General features: G+C 72.5%; 9 protein-coding genes. 5 read left to right on the top strand and 4 right to left on the bottom strand.

Features of this window, described 5'->3' with window-relative positions; genetic code table 11:
- Positions 1–61: 61 nt before the first annotated feature.
- From BLR49_RS10410 to BLR49_RS10400, 3 genes are all read right to left on the bottom strand, one after another.
- Entirely contained in the window at positions 62–1,516 is a 1,455-nt protein-coding gene (locus tag BLR49_RS10410; protein WP_092537384.1) for an NCS2 family permease, read from the bottom strand.
- Between the two features lie 206 nt (positions 1,517–1,722).
- Positions 1,723–2,907: a DUF3027 domain-containing protein gene (locus BLR49_RS10405; RefSeq protein ID WP_245690609.1), complete on the bottom strand. Its 1,185-nt coding sequence runs from the start codon at positions 2,905–2,907 to the stop codon at positions 1,723–1,725.
- 82 nt (positions 2,908–2,989) lie between these two features.
- Positions 2,990–5,362 carry a helicase-associated domain-containing protein gene (locus BLR49_RS10400; RefSeq protein ID WP_092537346.1) on the bottom strand — a complete coding sequence of 791 codons (2,373 nt, stop codon included), beginning with the start codon at positions 5,360–5,362 and terminating at the stop codon, positions 2,990–2,992.
- A 94-nt stretch (positions 5,363–5,456) separates the two neighbouring features.
- Here BLR49_RS10400 and BLR49_RS10395 point away from each other — a divergent pair, with 94 nt between their 5' ends.
- Positions 5,457–7,169 carry a DNA repair helicase XPB gene (locus tag BLR49_RS10395; RefSeq protein ID WP_092537344.1) on the top strand — a complete coding sequence of 571 codons (1,713 nt, stop codon included), beginning with the start codon at positions 5,457–5,459 and terminating at the stop codon, positions 7,167–7,169.
- On the opposite strand, the gene BLR49_RS10390 is transcribed toward BLR49_RS10395, so the two are convergent.
- On the bottom strand, positions 7,154–8,065 hold the full coding sequence (locus tag BLR49_RS10390) for a type 1 glutamine amidotransferase (protein ID WP_092537342.1): 912 nt from the start codon (positions 8,063–8,065) through the stop codon (positions 7,154–7,156). The genes BLR49_RS10395 and BLR49_RS10390 overlap by 16 nt on opposite strands.
- Before the next feature lie 294 nt (positions 8,066–8,359).
- Here BLR49_RS10390 and BLR49_RS10385 point away from each other — a divergent pair, with 294 nt between their 5' ends.
- The 4 genes from BLR49_RS10385 to hrpA all read left to right on the top strand — a co-directional run bounded on the left by BLR49_RS10385 (position 8,360) and on the right by hrpA (position 17,751).
- On the top strand, positions 8,360–10,438 hold the full coding sequence (locus BLR49_RS10385; protein WP_218121351.1) for a TPM domain-containing protein: 2,079 nt from the start codon (positions 8,360–8,362) through the stop codon (positions 10,436–10,438).
- Positions 10,439–10,637: 199 nt separating this feature from the next.
- Positions 10,638–11,495, top strand: a complete 858-nt coding sequence (locus tag BLR49_RS10380) for a PspA/IM30 family protein (protein WP_092537338.1) — start codon at positions 10,638–10,640, stop codon at positions 11,493–11,495.
- A gap of 213 nt (positions 11,496–11,708) precedes the next feature.
- A complete protein-coding gene (locus BLR49_RS10375) occupies positions 11,709–12,521 on the top strand; it encodes an alpha/beta hydrolase family protein (RefSeq protein ID WP_092537336.1) in 813 nt (270 codons plus the stop codon).
- Between the two features lie 814 nt (positions 12,522–13,335).
- Positions 13,336–17,751, top strand: coding sequence for an ATP-dependent RNA helicase HrpA (gene hrpA / locus BLR49_RS10370; protein WP_092537382.1), 4,416 nt, complete (start codon positions 13,336–13,338; stop codon positions 17,749–17,751).
- Positions 17,752–18,111 lie beyond the last annotated feature (360 nt).

The following is an 18,111-nucleotide window of genomic DNA, read 5'->3' as shown; positions in this document are numbered from 1 at the left end:
ACGACGTGACCGTAGCCGCGTCGTCGCCCCTCCGGGTGACAGCTTGCGAAGCGTGCCGGCGTCAGCCCACGCCGAGGATGGCCTTGATGGGCTCGAGCGTGAAGTAGACGACGAACAGCACCGAGGCCACCCACATCAGCGGGTGGATCTGCTTGGCCTTGCCGCGAGCGAGCTGGACGACCAGGTAGGAGACGAAGCCCGCCCCGATGCCGTTGGTGATGGAGTAGGAGAACGGCATCATGATGATGGTGATGAAGGCGGGCAGGGCGATCTCCGGCGTCTTCCAGTCGATGTCCGTCACCTGGGTCATCATCAGGAAGCCGACGACCACCAGCGCCGGGGTCGCCGCCTCGTAGGGCACCATGGAGACGACCGGGGCGATGAACATGCTCGCCAGGAACAGCACGCCGGTGACGATGGAGGCCAGGCCGGTGCGTGCGCCCTCACCGACGCCCGCGGCCGACTCAATGTAGGAGGTGTTGGAGGAGACGCCGCCGGCACCGCCGGCGATCGCGCCCAGGGAGTCGACGACCAGGATCTCGCGGGTGCGCGGCGGGTTGCCGTCCTCGTCCAGCAGGTCGCCCTCGGCGCCGATGGCGACCATGGTGCCCATGGTGTCGAAGAAGTCGGCGAGCATCAGGGAGAAGACGAGCAGGACGACGGAGACGACGCCCACCTTCTCCAGGCTGCCCAGGAGGCTGAAGTGGCCCAGCGTCGCCAGGCTCGGCAGCTCGATGGGTGATCCCTCCAGGGAGGGGATGGATAGCGACCAGCCGGTGGGGTTGGACTCCGCATCGAAGGCGCCCAGGTGGGCGAAGCCCTCGATGACGGCGGCCAGGACGGTGGAGGCGACGATGCCGATGAGGATGGAGCCGCGCACCTTGCGCACGTGCAGCACCAGGATGAGGAAGAGGCCGAACAGGAACACCAGGACGGGCCAGCCCTGCAGGGAGCCGCCCAGGCCGAGCTCCAGTGGCGTGCCGCCGGCGCGCACGACCTTGGCGTCCACCAGGCCGATCAGGGCGATGAACAGGCCAATGCCCACCGAGATCGCGGTCTTGATGTCCGCCGGGACCGCCTTGAATACGGCCTCCCGGAATCCGGTGAGCACGAGGACCAGGATGATGACTCCCTCAATGACCACCAGTCCCATGGCGTCGGCGTAGGTCATGCCGTTCATGCCGACCAGGGTGTAGGCGATCATGGCGTTGATGCCCAGGCCCGCGGCCAGGGCCATCGGGTAGTTGGCAACCAGGCCCATGAGGATCGTGATGACGCCCGCGACGAAGGCGGTGCCGGCGGCGATCTGCTCGGAGGTGCCCAGGGGTGCGATCCCCTCGTGGGGGGTGGACAGCACGAGCGGGTTGAGGACGAGGATGTAGGCCATCGTGAAGAAGGTGACGAGGCCACCGCGCACCTCGCGCGCCACGGTCGAACCGCGCTCGGTGATATGGAAGAAGCGGTCCAAAGCGCCACGGGGCGCTGTCGGTTTCTTCTGTTCTGACGTTGTGGGAATTGGGGTGTGTGTGGTCACGGGGCCAGATTGTCCCAGACGCCGGGCCTACCGCGAAATTCCGGCCATACCTCGGACAATCCGGGACGGCCTGGCGGGGCCTCGAAGGGGCCTTCATGGACTCGGCCTGGAGTGCCTGCCCGTATTCGGTCCGTGCCGACCGCTGCGCGGGCGCCGTCGGGTCCGCCTCCCCAGTGCGGCGGGATCGCTCAGGAGCGCGTCGGCAGCGAGGCCTCGAGCTGGGCCAGGGCGTCCGCCGCGGCGGGGCGCTGCGTGGCATCGTGGCGTTCGCGCTCCAGGGCCAGGTCGGCGACCGCATCGCGGGCGGAGGCGGCGCGCTGCGAGGCCGAGGCGACCTCAGGTTCCGGCGCCGACTCCTCGGGCGCCGACTCCTCGGGCGCCGACTCCTCGGGCGCCGACTCCTCGGGCGCCGCATCGGCCCCCGCGGGGGCCGACTCCGCCTGCTCCTGCTGCTCCTGCGCGCCCGCCTCGTCGCGGCCGTGTCCGCCACGCAGGTCCGTGCCGTTGGTGGCCAGCGGCTCCATGGCCTCCTCGTCCAGGCGTGAGGGGGCCACCGGCCACTCGGGCCCCTGATCGGGCAGGTCGGTCTCGGAGTGTGCGCCGCAGCCGTGGTCCAGGGAGACCACGCGCCCGTCATCGGCCGCCCACTCGTTGGCGCACACGCCGAAGGTGTTGCGCAGGCGCCCGGCCATGGGCACCAGGAAGCCGCAGGTGGAGCAAGTGGCATGGGCCTTGCGCACGCCCTCGGCGTCGGGACCGTGGTCGCCGTCGTACCAGCGCTGGGCGGCACGCCGGTAGCCCTCGGCGGAAAGCACGCGGGCGCGCCCGAGGTCGAGCTCGTCCAGGGCGACGGTGTCGCCCTCCTCCTCGCCTGTGGCCTCCCAACCGGGCTCGAGGCGTTCATCCGTTTCCCTGCGGGGCAGGCGGTCGGAACGGGTGGTGTCCCCGGGGCGCAGCCTATCGGCCCACGGCACCCAGGCGGGGGCCAGCAGCGCCTCCTCGCCCGGCAGCAGCTCCAGCTCGCAGATCGTGGCGGTGCGGCCGCGGGGCGGCCGGGACATGGTCACGGCCCAGCGCCAGCCGCGGTATCCGGTCAGATTGCATTCGAACAGGTGCGTGATCAGGCGCTTGTCCAGTTGCCGTGAGGCCGCGTACCGGCCGACGGACAGCGGCTCAGTGATCTCGCCCAGGGCGCTGCGGGCCGCCTCGATGGCGTCCGGGGAGGTCAGGACCTTGTCCTTGGCCGCGGCGGCCTGCTGGGCCGCGGTCGGCAGAGCGCCGGGGCGGTCGATCTCCACCGTGGTGTGGCCGGCGGCCGTCTCGGATGTCATGGTCGACGTGTTCTTCGACGTGTCTGTCGCTGCGTCAGTCACGGCTCAAGTGTAGGCGGACGGGCCGCTTCTCGTCCTCCCGCCGTCCCGGGCCGCGCCAGAGGCCGTCGCGAGTCCGCGGGCCTCAGCGCGCTTCCACCGACACGATCCGGTGCACGGCGACCGTCAGCTCGGTCTCCCGCCCGAGGTCGGCCAGCCGGACCCGGCCCGGTTCGACGGCGAGGACCCGCACGGTGCGTTCCTGCTGGGCCCCGTCCGCCCCGGCCAGGCGCAGGTGCACTCGCGCCCGCGACGCCTGCGCCTGTCGCAGCAGGGCCAGCACGTGTACCGGGTCACCGGCGGACGTCGGCGCCCCGCCGTCCGCACGGCGGGCCTCCTCCCCCGCCCGCAGCCGTCCCACCAGCCCGGCCAACTCGGGCCGGCTCGGGCGGCGTCGGGTGACGGTGTGCTCGCTGCCCGGGCGGGCGGGCGGCGGAGCGGGGGCGCGGCGGCGATGGTGGCCGCTGGAATCGCCGGCAACCAGGATGCCCCCGTGCTCGTTCTCGAGGACCGGGGCCAGGCCAGCGGCGCGCAGCTCGCGCAGCACCGCCCCGGCGGACGCCGCGGACAGGATGATCCCCGGCGCGACCTGGTCCAGCCCGAGGCCGGCCAGGGAGGCGTCGGCGAGGATTCCGGCGGCTACGGCCGGGTCGGCCACGCGCAGGACGCTGGTGACCTCGCGCACACGCACCGCTCCATGGCGGCGGGCGGCGTCGTCGACGAGGACCGTCAACGCGCCGGGCAGCGGGGTGAGGCTGAAGCGGGACAGCGCCCGCACCAGTTCGGCGGCGGACCAGCCCTCATCCAGGGCGCGGCGCACGGAGTCGGGGGTGAAGCGGACGGTGAGCGCGCCGCCGCGGGACTCCACCACGCTGCTGCGCTCCAGGACGGCGGCGAGGGCGGGAGTGGGGCGGCCGGGGACGATCGCGGTCAGGTCCGACTGCACCAGGAGGGTGTCGACACCGGCGGGCAGGTCTGCGGCCAGGGACTGTTCGAGCGCCGCCAGCAGCTGCCCGTCGGGCTCCTCGCGCTGCCCGGATCCGCCGGGGCCGGCGGTCGGGGAGGAGGTGTCGGGACCGGTGGAGGGGGCCGCACGCAACCAGGCGGCCAGGACCCGGCCGGGACGGCTGAGCGCGCCGCCGCCGGTGAGGCCGAGCAGTTCCGCCTCGGCGAGCAGAGCCGTGACCGCGCCGTCGGGGATCGGGCGGCGGGGCCGGGCGAAGGTGAGGGCGCCGCGCACCCAGGCGGCATCGGCGGAAGTGCCCTCGGGCAGTGATTCGAGCAGGGCCAGGATGCGCCGCCGCAGCCTGCCCGCCCAGGCGGCTTCGACGTCGGCGCCGAGGACCGGGCGCAGGGCGCCGCCGTCGGAGCGGGTGCCGACCAGCCAGGGGGTGCGCGAGGAGACGGCCCAGGCGGCCGCGAGCGCCGCCCACTGCTCGGGCAGCTCCGCCTCCTGCCAGGCGGAGGCCGTGGCCGCGGGCACCCAGGCGGCGCCGGCCTCGTCCAGGCCGAGCAGGTCGGCACCGGCCGCGAGCTCGATGACGGTGGCGGCCTGGCCGCCTTCCAGGCCGATGGCGGCGGCGGTGCGCTCCAGCGCCCGCGCCCCCACGCCCCCGGAGCGCAGGATCTGCCCTCCCTCCCGGCCCCACTCGTTCAGCAGCTCGCGGGTCAGGCGCACGATCTCCTCGGCGTGGATGGCGGCCTCGGAGGCGACGGCGTCGGGGGGCAGGACGTCGAGGCCATCGGCGGACGGGGGCCGGAGCGGCTCGCGGTTCAGGCGCCCCGCCCGCAGGGCCAGTCCGACCTCTCGTGGCAGGATGAAGCGGGTGCGTCCGGCCGCATCCGAGGTGCGCTCGAGCCAGCCGCGCTCAACCAGTTCGGCCGCGCCGACGGAGCGGCGGCCGGGGCCGAGGGTGCCTACCGGAGGGCCCCACGCCAATGCCTTCAGCACGGCGGTGCCGGGGTCGGCCTGCTGCTCCAGGGCGGTGAGCGGGGGCGGGAGCTGCTCGACGGCGGGCGGGTCGGCCGCGGCCGGCCCGAGCCCGAAGGGGTGCGGGCCGAAGGCGTCGGCGAGCCCGGGCACGGGGCCGGCGTCGATGACGAGGGCCAGGCGGGTCAGCACGTCCAAGCGGGCGGCGACGTCATCGGCTCCGAGGCCCAGGGCATGAGCCAGTGCGGCGGCGTCGGTGGACCGCAGCGCGACGGTGGCCTCGGCGACTGCCAGGGTGACGGCGTCGAGGTCGCGCAGGGCGATCTCGACGCTGGGGCGGGCGCCGGCGCGGACGGCGAGCGCGGTGAAGGAGGATGAGGGCGGGGAGGTCAGGTCCGGGCGGGCCAGCAGGAGGGCGGCGACATCGCGATCGGGCAGGGCCATGAGGTGGTCGGCCAATTGCTCCACCGTGGCGCCAGTCCCCGAAGACGTGGGACCGGGGCCCGGGTCCGACTTCTGAGTGCTCATCCAGACCAATTTACTGCGGGCGCCGCTCCGCTGGCGGTGAATGCGTCGCCTGCATCACGGCGGGACGACGTCGCCCGCTGGGATACTCCCGCCCATGTCAGATTCCCGGCCCTCCCCCGCCCTGCCCGACGGTCCGCTGATCGTCCAGAGCGACAAGACGGTCCTGCTGGAGGTCGCCCACCCGGACGCCGCCGACGCCCGCCGCGCCATCGCCCCCTTCGCCGAGCTGGAGCGCGCCCCGGAGCACATCCACACCTACCGGATCACCCCACTGGCCCTGTGGAACGCGCGGGCCGCCGGGTTGGACGCCGAGACCGTCATCCATGTGCTCATCACCTACTCGCGCTTCCCCGTGCCGCACTCGCTGCTTACCGAGATCGCCGAGACCATGGGCCGCTACGGACGGCTGCAGCTGGTCACCGACCCGGCGCACGGGCTGGTGCTGCACGCCACCGACGCCCCCGTCCTGGCGGAGGTGATGCGCTCCAAGCGCACCAAGGGCCTGCTGGGGGCGCGCCTGGGGGATGCGGACGTGGTGGTCCACCCGTCCGAGCGCGGTCACCTCAAGCAGGTGCTGATCAAGCTGGGCTGGCCGGCGGAGGACCTGGCGGGCTACGTCGACGGCGAGGCGCACCCGATCGCGCTGCAAGACTCGGCTGCGGATGTGGCCGCGGGGGTCGAGGGCGCCTTCGCGCTGCGCCCATATCAGGTCGAGGCGGTCGACTCCTTCTGGGCGGGCGGCTCCGGCGTAGTGGTACTGCCGTGCGGGGCCGGCAAGACGCTGGTGGGAGCGGCGGCGATGGCCCGCTCGGCCACCACCACCCTGATCCTGGTGACCAACGCCGTCTCCGCCCGCCAGTGGAAGCAGGAATTGATGCGCTTCACCTCTCTGACCGAGGACGAGATCGGCGAGTACTCCGGTGCGCGCAAGGAGATCCGCCCGGTCACGATCGCCACCTACCAGGTGCTGACCACCAAGCGGAAGGGCGTCTACCCGCACCTGGACCTACTGGACGCCCGCGACTGGGGGCTGATCGTCTACGACGAGGTGCACCTGCTGCCGGCCCCGATCTTCCGCATGACGGCGGACCTGCAGGCCCGCCGTCGGCTGGGACTGACGGCGACGCTGGTGCGCGAGGACGGCCGGGAGGACGAAGTGTTCTCGCTCATCGGCCCCAAGCGCTACGACGCCCCTTGGAAGGACCTGGAGAATCAGGGCTGGATCGCCCCGGCCGTGTGCACTGAGGTGCGGCTGACCCTGGAGGCCGGGGAGCGCATGACCTACGCCACCGCAGAGGCAGAGGAGCGCTATCGGCTGGCCGCGTCCAGCCCGGCGAAGCTGCGCATTGTTGACGCCCTGCTGGCCCGCCACCCCGGGGAGTCGGCGCTGGTGATCGGCCAGTACGTGGACCAGCTGGAGGAGCTGGCCGAGCATCTGGGGGCGCCGCTGATCACCGGGGCGACGACGGTGCGCGAGCGTCAGCGCCTGTATGACGCCTTCCGTTCCGGCGAGGTGAGCACGCTGGTGGTCTCCAAGGTCGCCAACTTCTCCATCGACCTGCCCGGCGCCTCGGTGGCGGTGCAGGTGTCCGGCTCCTTCGGGTCCCGGCAGGAGGAGGCGCAGCGGCTGGGGCGGATCGTGCGCCCCAAGGAAGACGGGCGGCAGGCGCACTTCTACACGGTGATCGCCCGCGACACGGTGGACCAGGAGTTCGCCGCGCACCGGCAGCGCTTCCTGGCCGAGCAGGGCTACGCCTACGAGGTGATCGACGCCGAGGACCTGGAGGGGCTTCAGGCCTCGCGGTAGCCGCTGGCGCGGTGAGCACGGGCCTGCCGCGCCAGCACACGGGCCAGTGCACGGCCGAAGGCCTGCACCACGGGCTCGGCTCGCTCCGCCTCGGCGCGCACGCGCCGCCCGGCCGACACCGCCTCGGCGGGCAGCTCGTCGTCGGTGAGGTCCTTCAGCTCCTCCATGTCGGCTACCGCTCCCAGCTTCCACGCGGTCACGCGTGACTCCACCCGCTCCATCCGGGCGGGCGTGGACTCCGGGTGGTGCTGCAGCGCCAGCAGGTGGCCGACGCGCCAGGCCTGCACCGGCGCGCCCGCGGAGGAGGCCAGCAGCGTGGCCGTCTCGGGCAGGTTGACAACGCCGTCGTCGTGGGAGACGAGCACCGGCAGCCGCGTGCCGTCTTGGGTGGGAATGCCGGCCCGCACGGCGGCCCGCACCGCCTCGTCGACGATCTCGGAGAAGAGGGGGTCGGTGGCGGCGGCGTCGGTCAGCTCCAGGTCCACCACGCCGCGCTCGGTGCCATGAGGAGAGGGGGTGGCGGTGGTTCCGCCGACGGCCTCGGCAGCAATCTGCGCGCCCAGGCAGATGGCCACGGTCGGCACACCCGCGTCGACGACGTCGCGCAGCAGCCCCCGCAGCGGCCCGATCCAGGGGTGGGCGTCCTCGGCGTGGGCGCTCATGGGCCCGCCGAGCACCACCAGTCCGTCGCCGAGCTCATCGAGGGCCGGCAGCGGGTCGCCGGCCTCGGGCCGCACCATGCGCAGGGCCAACTTCTGGGCTGACAGCCATTCGCGCAGACGTCCCAGGGGCGCCTGCGGCTCCGGCTCAATCACGGTGATGACCGTTTCGGCAGCGGACCTCGGGGCGGAGGAGACGGTGGCGGCGTCGGCGGAGGTGCGGATGGTGTCAGTCATGGGGACTATTGGTGGGCGCGAGCGCCACGGACGCAAGGGCGACACCGCACCTGTGAGCCGCACGACGGCCGACCCGTCCCCTCTCACCGAGATCGGTCGAAGTTACGTGCCGAAATCGGTAGAAGTTGCGTGCCGAGACCGGTCGGCATGGCGTGCCGGGGGCGAAACCGCTTGCCGTGGCACCCCCCACCAGGGACGATGTTCCCGATGCGATCGATTGCCCGCCCGGCCACGGGCACCACTGCCTATGCCGGTTCCTACAGCTCCTGCGCAGCCCACGGACCGGCATTGTCCTTGAGCACACCCGCGGCACGCCGCGCCGCCCGCCTTGTGCTCGGCGCCGTGCTGCTCGGCGCCGCGGCCACGGTCGGGGCCGCGCCGACGGCGACCGCAGCGCCGTATCCCGCGCCCAGCGCCTTCACCGCCGTCGCCGTAGCCGACAGCGTCGGCACCGCGACCGTGCCGACCGAGGTGTCGACCCGCATCACTGATCATGTGACCGACGACGCGGGCCTGCTCAACGCCTCGACTGCCCAGGCGGCCGTCGACAAGCTGGCCGAGGACGGCGTCGGCCTGTGGATCGTCACCATGCGGGACGACTCCCAGACCGCCTCGCAGTACGCCGCCAAGGCATGGAACGCCTCCGGACTGGGCACCACCGACCTGCTGCTGGTGATCAACATGCCCGCCGACGGCAACAACACCTTCGCCTTCGGCGGCTCGGCCGACGACTCGGTGTGGTCCGACTCCAAGCTCGACTCCGTGCGCAGCGACATACAAAAGGCACTGGTGAGCAAGGACTACGACGGCGCCGTAACCGTCATCGCGGACGCCGCCGGCTCCTCCGGCTCGGGGGGCTCGGGGCTGGTCCTGGGCCTCGCCGCCGTCGGGGCGGGCACAGTGGGCGTCGTCGCCTACAGCCGCAGCCGCAAGCGCAAGCAGGGCTCCGGCAGGGCCGTCCAGCCGGCCGAGTCCCTGGACCAGCTGCGCACCCGCGCCGGCGCCACCCTGGTGAGCACCGACGACACCGTGCGCTCCGCGGCCGAGGAGCTGTCCTACGCGCAGGCCCAGTTCGGCCTGTCCGCCACCGATGAGTTCACCGCCGCGCTCGCCGCCGCCCAGGAGCACGTGGCGGGGGCCTTCGAACTGCGCGGCCGCTTGGACAACGCCCCCGGAGACGAGGCCGAGCAGCGTCGGCTGTGCCAGGAGATCCTGTCCCACTGCGCCGAGGCCACCGCCGCCATCCAGGCGCATGAGGCTGCCTTCAAGGAGCGTCGCGGCATCGAGGAGAACCTGCCGCGCTCCATCGCTGAGACCGCGCAGCGCGCCGACGAGGCCGAGCAGGCCATCACTGCGGCCGACACGCTGCTGGTCACCCTGCACGCCACCTACCCAGCGAGCGCGCTCAGCTCCATCTCCGAGGCCCCCGCGCGGGCCCGCAAGCTGGTAGAGGCGGGCCGGGCCGCCCTGGAGCAGGCGCGGAACAGCGCCGAGTCCGGCAAGCAGTCCACCGCCGTGGAGCAGGTGCGCATCGCCCAGGCCTCGATCGCCCAGGCGACCGAACTGGCAGGGCAGGTGCGCGGCGTGCGCGAGCGCCTGGAGCGGGCGAGCGCCGACCTGGATGCGGCCATCGCCTCCATCTCCGCAGACCTGGTGGACGCCCAGCGGCTGGCCGGGCAGCTTCCCGGCGCCTCGCTGCAGCCGCTGGTGGCCGACGCGGAGGCGGCCGTAGCCGAGGGCCGCGCTGCCGCCGGTCCCGACGGCGATCCGCTCGCCGCCCTGGACCACCTGGCCCGCGCCGAGTCCGCGCTCGACGCCGCACTGGCACCGGCACGGGCCAAGGAGGAGAACGACTCACGCGCCCGGGCCACCCTGGTCTCCCGCCTGGGGCGACTCAACTCGCAGATCTCGGCGGTGACCTCCTACATCACCAGCTACCGCGGCGCCGTCGGCTCCTCCGCCCGCACCGCCCTGGCCGAGGCCTCCCGCCACGCCGCCGCAGCCACCTCCCTGCAGACGACGGATCCGACGGCGGCCCTCGCGGAGGTGGCCTCGGGGGAGTCGCTGGTCGCGCAGGCTCAGGCCCAGGCGGAGGCCGACGTGCGTAACTCCAGCTCCTGGGGATCCGGCTCCGGCGGCTCATCCAGTCAGGGCGGAATCGACCTGGGCTCGCTCGTGCTCGGCGGCATCCTGCTCGGCGGAGGCCGCAACTACGGCGGGTGGGGCGGCGGACCGCGCCCGCCGCGTCCACCTCGCGGCGGCGGCTTCGGCGGGGGCTTCGGCGGTCCGCGAGGCGGCGGCTTCGGTGGCGGGGGAGGCAGCTTCGGCGGGGGCCGTGGCGGCGGCTTCGGCGGGGGCGGCGGCCGCTTCTAAGCCCGTCCCCCGGCCGGCCCGGGGCGGCGCCGTGGGGACGGCGCGCTTCACCGTGAGGCGCCTTGCCGACCCGCCAGGCGGGGATCGTCGTCGGCGAAACCGGCCGTGATGAGCCAAAACCGCCACGTTTGCTGGAAGTATGGCTCCGGTAACCGCCCCGCCCGGCCGACCCCGGGCGAGCATGACGAAGGGAAACCACATGGCTGAGAAGCAGTCAATCCTGGGCCGCATCGCCCAGCTCACCCGCGCCAACATCAACGCCCTCATCGACCGCGCCGAGGATCCGGAGAAGATGCTCGACCAGTTGGTGCGCGACTACAGGGCATCCATCGCGGAGGCGCGCGACGCCGTCGCCCAGACCATCGGCAACCTGCGCCTGGCGGAGAAGGACCACGAAGCAGACGTCGCCGAGGCCAAGGATTGGGGCAACAAGGCCCTGGCCGCCTCGCGCAAGGCGGACGAGCTGCGCGCCGGCGGGGACGCAGCCGGGGCCGACAAGTGGGACTCCCTGGCGAAGATCGCCCTGACCAAGCAGATCACCGCCGAGAACGAGGCCAAGCAGGCCGAGCCGATGATCGCCTCCCAGCAGCAGGTCGTCGACCAGCTCAAGGCGGGCCTGCAGCAGATGGAGGCCAAGCTCGGTGAGCTGCAGACCAAGCGCGACCAGCTGGTCGCCCGGCAGAAGAACGCCGAGGCGCAGGTCAAGGTGCAGGGCGCTATCCGCTCAATCAACGTCATGGACCCCACCAGTGAACTCGCCCGCTACGAGGACCAGGTGCGCCGCGTTGAGGCGCAGGCCGCCGGACAGGCGGAGATCGCCGGCGCCTCGCTGGAGGCCCAGTTCGCCGAGCTGGAGTCCTCCGACCAGCAGTTGGAGGCCGAGGCGCGGCTGGCGGCGCTCAAGGCAGGCAGCAACACCACGCTTCCCGGCGCCTCCGCCCCCGCGCAGATCACCGAAGGCGACGTCGACGCAGCCTTCGAGGCGCTCAAGGCCGAGAGCACGGACAATACCGAGCGGGCCGATGCCGAGGAGGCTGACGAGCAGTCCTCGTACTGAGCCCTGGCCCGTAGCCGCACAACCGTTGGCGCGTTGGCGCCCGCTCCTCCAGGAGCGGGCGCCAACGCGCCTCGGGAGCCGCTACGAGCTGTCTGCGTCCACGCCCAGAGCGCGGCTGACGCCGAGTCGGCATCGTCACGCTGGCAGCGCAATTGGCCTGGTCACAGCGCCAGTACCCGTGACTTGCAGCTGGCCTTGACCTACCTTGAAGCCATGGTGAACCTACGCATCGACACGGCCCGTGGCATCAATCTTGCCGCGACGATGCGTCTTCCCGAAGGTGCCGAGCCCTTCGATCCGGATGTCTTCGACGCCGCCGGACAGGCGGTCCCTCCCCGCGCCGAGGGAGTAGTCATTCTCGCCCACGACTTCCTCACCGACCGCCACGGCCTGGCCGACAGGCTGGACAAGATCGCCGAGCACTACCGGGCGGCCGGCCTGGCCACGCTCCAGTTCGACTTCTCGGGCCTGGGCGAGTCCGACGACGACGTGATCACCCTGGCGGGAGAGATCGAAGATCTCCAGGCCGTCTCCGGCTGGCTCGCCAACCGCGGCTATGTCCGTCAGGCGATCCACGCCAACGGCTTCGGCGCCACCGCCGCACTGCTGGCGCGCCCCGAGCAGGTGCGCACCGCCGTCGTCGCCGGGGCCGTGGTGGGCCCGCAGTCGATCCTGTGGGAGAACGTCTTCTCCCCCGAGCAGCTCGACGAACTCGACCGGCACGGGCTGACCCGTCTGCCCGATGACAACCCGAACTCGCGCAAGTGGGACGTGCTCAGCAAGGAGACACTGGCCGACGTCTCGCTCCAGTCTCCGGACAAGACGATGGCGGACCTGCCCTGGCCCATCCTCATGCTGCACGGCGGCCTCACCGATGAGCTGCCGGACACCGCGGAGGCCGCCACCGAGGCCTTCCCGCTGCTGCCCGAGGGAAGCCGCCTGTACCAGGTGCAGGCCGACGGTGACGCGGCCACCGAGGAGATCGCGCGCCTGAGCACCGAGTGGGTCACCCGCCGCCTGCGCTGACCCCGCCGAGATCGGTAGAAGTTACGTGCCGAGATCGGTCGCTATGGCGCTGGGCAGCCAGGGTGACCGGGGTCTTCCGGTTTACGCGGGTATGCATATCGGGCGTGGTGGGTGGTGGGCTCCTGAGCCGGGCAGTTGCTAACAGGGGTTTGAGGCCCTAGATCCCGAATACGGCGTTGGGTACGTCCCTTCGACGTCTGCTGAAGGCTCCAGAGCCCTTCAACAAACACCTAACCGGCGTAGTGGACGATCCCCGCCACAGGCCCGAGGCGCACCGTGTCACAGGCCGCGGCGTCTACCCGGAGCGGGAGATCCCAAGAGGCACCGCCTCCGCCGCACCGGTTTGGACCGTCTACGCCGGTTTGGGCCGTCTGGAAGACGTCTCTCAGACGGCCCAGACACGCAATCGCAGTTCAGACAGGGGAACACGGTCACAACACGCGGTCGCACCCCAACCACAAGCGCCCACAGGGTGCCACACCACACCCTCAAACCGGAAGAGCCAGCAAACGCCCCATCCCTGTCACGGGATGCACCACATTCATACACCCAGACGTCCATGTTCTCCTAAGAATCCGCGAAGTCATGCGGTTTCGCTATCGCGTCCCGAACCCACTCGAGTGGAAAGTGGTGCAGTCCGTGACAGGTCCGAGTATCCTCGGGCATTCGCCCACCGCCGGCTCGAAGTCATGAGGCGCAACGAGGATGCTGGCCACCACTCCGCGCCATATCTACCGATCTGGGCACGTGACTTCTACCGATCTCGGCGAGGGGAGGAGCGGGGATGCGGGGATGGGCCACAATAGACCCCCTGATGAGTGACAACGAGCGACCGACCCGGCGCGCGGGCCGCCCTGAAGCCGACAGCAGCAACGGCGGTGGCAGGCGTGGGCGCCATCCCCGTGGACACCGCCGGGGAACCGGCCGGTATCGGCAGTGGCACGGCTACACCCCCGAGCAGGTGGAGTCCCGGCGCGCCGCCGTCCCGGTGATCACCTATCCCGAAGAGCTGCCCGTCAGCGCCCGTCGCGAGGAGATCGCCGCCGCGATCCGCGATAACCAGGTGGTGATCGTGGCCGGGGAGACCGGCTCGGGCAAGACCACCCAGCTGCCCAAGATCTGCCTGGAGCTGGGCCGCGGCATCACCGGCATGATCGGCCACACCCAGCCCCGGCGCATCGCCGCCCGTTCGGTGGCCGAGCGCATTGCCCACGAGCTGGCCACCCCCATCGGCCCCGACGGCGTGGTCGGCTACCAGATGCGCTTCACCGAGGAGATCGGCCCGGGCACGCTGGTCAAGCTCATGACCGACGGCATCCTGCTGGCGGAGATCCAGTCCGACCCCCTGCTGCGGCGCTACGACACGATCATCGTTGACGAGGCGCACGAGCGCAGCCTCAACATCGACTTCATCCTCGGCTACCTGGCCCGGCTCCTGCCCCAGCGCCCCGACCTGAAGGTCATCATCACCTCCGCCACCATCGACTCGGTGCGCTTCGCCGCCCACTTCGGCCAGGGCTCCCCCGCTCCAGTGATCGAGGTGTCCGGACGCACCTACCCGGTCGAGATCCGCTACCGGCCGCTCATGCTCGACCCCGACGACCCCGACGCCGTCTCCCCCACAGCCGCCGATACTCCCCCCGAGACCGAACGCGACCAGGTCACCGGCATCCTCGACGCCGCTGACGAGCTCATGGCCGCGGGCAGCGGCGACATCCTGGTCTTCCTCGCCGGGGAGCGGGACATCCGCGACACCGAGTCGGCACTCATCGACCACCTGGGCCCGCGCTACACCCCGCACGGGCGCACCTCCGCGCCCGGCGCCGTAGAGGTCGTACCCCTGTTCTCGCGACTGTCCGCCGCCGAGCAGCACCGCATCTTCGAGGCGCACACCTGCCGCCGCATCGTGCTGGCCACCAACGTGGCCGAGACCTCCCTGACCGTCCCCGGCATCCGCTATGTGATCGACCCGGGCCTGGCACGCATCTCCCGCTACTCCAACCGCACCAAGGTACAGCGCCTGCCGATCGAGCCGATCAGCCGGGCCAGTGCCAACCAGCGCTCGGGGCGCTGCGGGCGCGTCGCCGACGGCATCGCCATCCGCCTGTACTCGCAGTCCGATTTCGACTCCCGCCCGGAGTACACCGAGCCGGAGATCCTGCGCACCTCGCTGGCCTCGGTGATTCTGCAGATGGCCGCGCTCGGTCTGGGCGAGGTGCAGGACTTCCCCTTCCTCGACGCCCCCGACTCCCGCGCCGTGCGCGACGGCATCCAGCTGCTGAGCGAGATCGGCGCCATTGAGCCGGTCGGCGGCGGGGGCGCGGGCCGACGGCGTCGGGGCGGCCGGGGCGACGACGCCGGCGGGCCGCGGCTGACCGAGGTGGGGCGACGCCTGGCCCGCCTGCCCATCGACCCGCGGCTGGGGCGCATGCTGCTTCAGGCCGGCGAACTCGGCTGCGTCAGCGAGGTCATGGTGATCGTCGCCGCGCTGTCCATGCAGGACGTGCGCGAGCGCCCCGCCGACCGCCAGGAGGCGGCCGACGCCCTGCACCGGCGCTTCGCCGAGCCGACCAGCGACTTCCTGACCTACCTGAACCTGTGGCGCTATCTGCGCACCCAGCAGCGCGACCTGTCCGGCTCCGCCTTCCGACGCATGTGCCGCGCCGAGTACCTGCACTACCTGCGGGTGCGCGAGTGGCAGGACGTGTACAACCAACTGCGCCAGCTGGCTCGCCCGCTGGGGCTGCGCGCGGCCCCGGTGGACCTGCCCACCGCGAGCGCCGTGCGAGCCGCCGGGGCCCGTCTGGAACCGGGCACGCAGGCGGCCACGATCGCCCACGGGGACGTGGCGGCCGCCGTCGTCGCCCTGGGCCGCAGCGCGGACACGCCCAGCGCCGACGCGATCCACCGCTCCCTGCTGGTGGGCCTGCTGTCCAACGTGGGCACCTGGGACGAGCGGCGTCGGGAGTACGCGGGCGCGCGCGGCAGCCACTTCGTGATCTGGCCGGGCTCGGGGCTGCGGCGCAAGAGCTACGACTGGGTGATGACGGCGGAGCTGGTGGAGACCTCCCGCCTGTTCGCCCGCACCGTCGCCAAGGTCGACGCCCGCTGGATCGAGGAGGCGGCCGGGGCGGCCGGGCTGCTGCACCGGGTGTACGGGGAGCCGTACTGGTCCACGCGCCGCGGCGCCGCCATGGTGCACGAGAAGCTGCTGCTGTACGGCATGACCCTGGTGGCAGATCGACCGGCCACGCTCGCCTCGGTCGGAACCGCCGACGCGCGCGAGCTGGCGCGGGAGATGTTCATCCGCTCCGGGCTGGTGGAGGGCGGCTGGCATGCCCGGCACGGCTTCGTGCAGCGCAACCGGGAGCTGCTGGAGGAGCTGGCCGACGTCGAGCAGCGGCGCCGCGAGCACGGGCTGCTGGCCAGCGACGAGGCCCTGTTCGACTTCTACGACGACCGCCTGCCCGAAGACGTCTACGGCGCGAACGACTTCGACGCCTGGTGGAAGCGTGAGCGCCGCAACCACCCAGACCTGCTCGACTTCACCCGCGAACTGCTGCTGCCGGGCGGGGACGACACCACCGGCTTCCCGGACGCCTGGGTGCAGGGCGACCTGACGCTCGGCCTGGAGTACGTCTTCGAGCCGGGCGCCCCGAACGACGGCGTGAGCGTGCTGGTTCCGGTGGAGGTGCTGGGGCGGCTGGCACCGGTCGGCTTCGACTGGCTGGTGCCGGGTCTGCGCCCCGAACTGGTGGTGTCCACGATCCGCGCCTTGCCCAAACGGGTACGCCGCATGCTGGTGCCCGCGCCCGACGTGGGGGCGCAGGTATGGGAGGCGATCCGCCGAGACGTCCCCGGTGCGGCCGGGGGCGAGGGGACGCCGTCGGCGCCGGAGGTCCCCTTCCGAGAGGCCTTCGCGGACGCGGCGGGGCGCCTGCGGCAGGTGGAGATCACCGACACCGACTGGGATGAGGCCGTCGAGCGGCTGCCCGAGCACCTGCGCATGGCCTTCGTGGCCGTGGACGGATCCGGCCGGGAACTCGATCGGGATGAGGACCTGGTGGTGCTGCAGCGCCGTCAGGCCGGACGCACCGAGGCGGCCGTGCGCGACGCCGTCCACGGCGCCATCGCCCAGGCCATGGCCGACGCGCAGCGGGCGCAGGGCCGGCGTCGGGGCGGTGGCCGCGGCAAGCGGAGCGGCCGGGGCGCCGCACCTGCACCCGGGAAATCCGCGCAGGGGACTGCGGCTGCGGCGTCGGGCGGCGCGAGGGGCACGCGCGCCGCCGAGCCGGGCATGGCCGAGCACTCGGGGCTCACCGACTGGCCCGAGGGCGTCACCGGGCTGGAGGGGCCGGAGCGGTCGACGATTCCGGCCACGATCGAGACCCCGGGCACGGCCGGCCTGGTGGTGCGCGGCTACCCGGCGCTGGTGGCGGCGGGGGCGCGCAGTGTGGATCTGCGGATCCTGCCCGACGCCGTCGCCCAGGAGCGCGCGCACGGTGCGGGAGTGACGGCGCTGGCGCTGGCGCGCACCGCCCTGCCCACGGGCCGGGTCACCTCACGGTGGAACCCGACGCAGACACTCACCCTGGCGGCGAGCCCCTACCGGACCACCGAGGCGCTGGTGGAGGACATGCAGCTGGCCGCCGCGCGGAGCGTCGCCGACCGGTGGGCGGCGGCGCAGCGCACGCCACTGGCCACGGTCCGGGAACGGGCCGTGTTCGAGCAGCTGGTGAGCGTCATGCGCCAGGAGCTGGAGGACGAGGTCTACCGTGTGGCGCAGGCGGTCGCCAAGACGCTGTCCGCACAGCGCGAGGTGGAGCGGGAGGTGTCGGCCCACACCTCCCTGGCACTGCTGAATACCCTGCAGCAGGTGCGCGAGCACGCCGCGGGGCTCGTGTACGACGGGTTCATCGCCGCCACCCCACCGGAACAGCTGCCGCACCTGCCGCGGTACCTCAGGGCGCTGGCCCTCCGGATCGCCAAGGCCGAGTCCTCCCCCAGCCAGGACGCGGCCCTGGCCTATCAGGTGGAGCAGGCGGAGCGGATGCTTTCCGAGGCGCGCGCCCGGGCGGCGGCGCTGCCCACGGAGCCCGGGCGTGAGGCGGTGCTTTCCGAGGCGCGCTGGCTGGTTGAGGAGCTGCGGGTGAGCCTGTTCGCCCAGACGCTCGGCACCGCCCGCAAAGTCAGCTTGCAGCGCATCGGCAAGCTGCTGGCGAAGGTGTGAGCGGAGCCGGCCTCACGGAGCCCGTGCGGGCGCCCGCAGCGCGGTCTCCCCTACGACGAGTTCGCCTGTTCAGCTGTGGCCGCCCCTGTCCATGAGGGCCTTGGCGGTCTCACATCTGTCCCCGTAGGCTCCCGGCAGGCCCTGACAGCCTGCGCCTTTCCAGGTCATCTGCCACCCGAGCGCCGTCCGCCAGCTCAAACTCACGCAGGCATCCCGGGTCCCAGCGGGCCAGCGCCTGGTCAATCGCGAGCCCAGCCTGCTGATTCGTCGGCGTCTCGCATGCTCCCAAGCCGGAGGAATGTGGGCAACGGTCAAGCTGCGGGGACCTCGACGGGCCAGCATTGTCGCAAACGGTCACAA

The sequence above is a fragment of the Actinomyces ruminicola genome, assembly GCF_900103885.1.
In the GTDB taxonomy this organism is placed as follows: Bacteria; Actinomycetota; Actinomycetes; order Actinomycetales; family Actinomycetaceae; genus Actinomyces; species Actinomyces ruminicola.
Note: the sequence above shows the minus strand (reverse complement) of the source record. Positions and strands in the feature narration are given on the sequence as shown.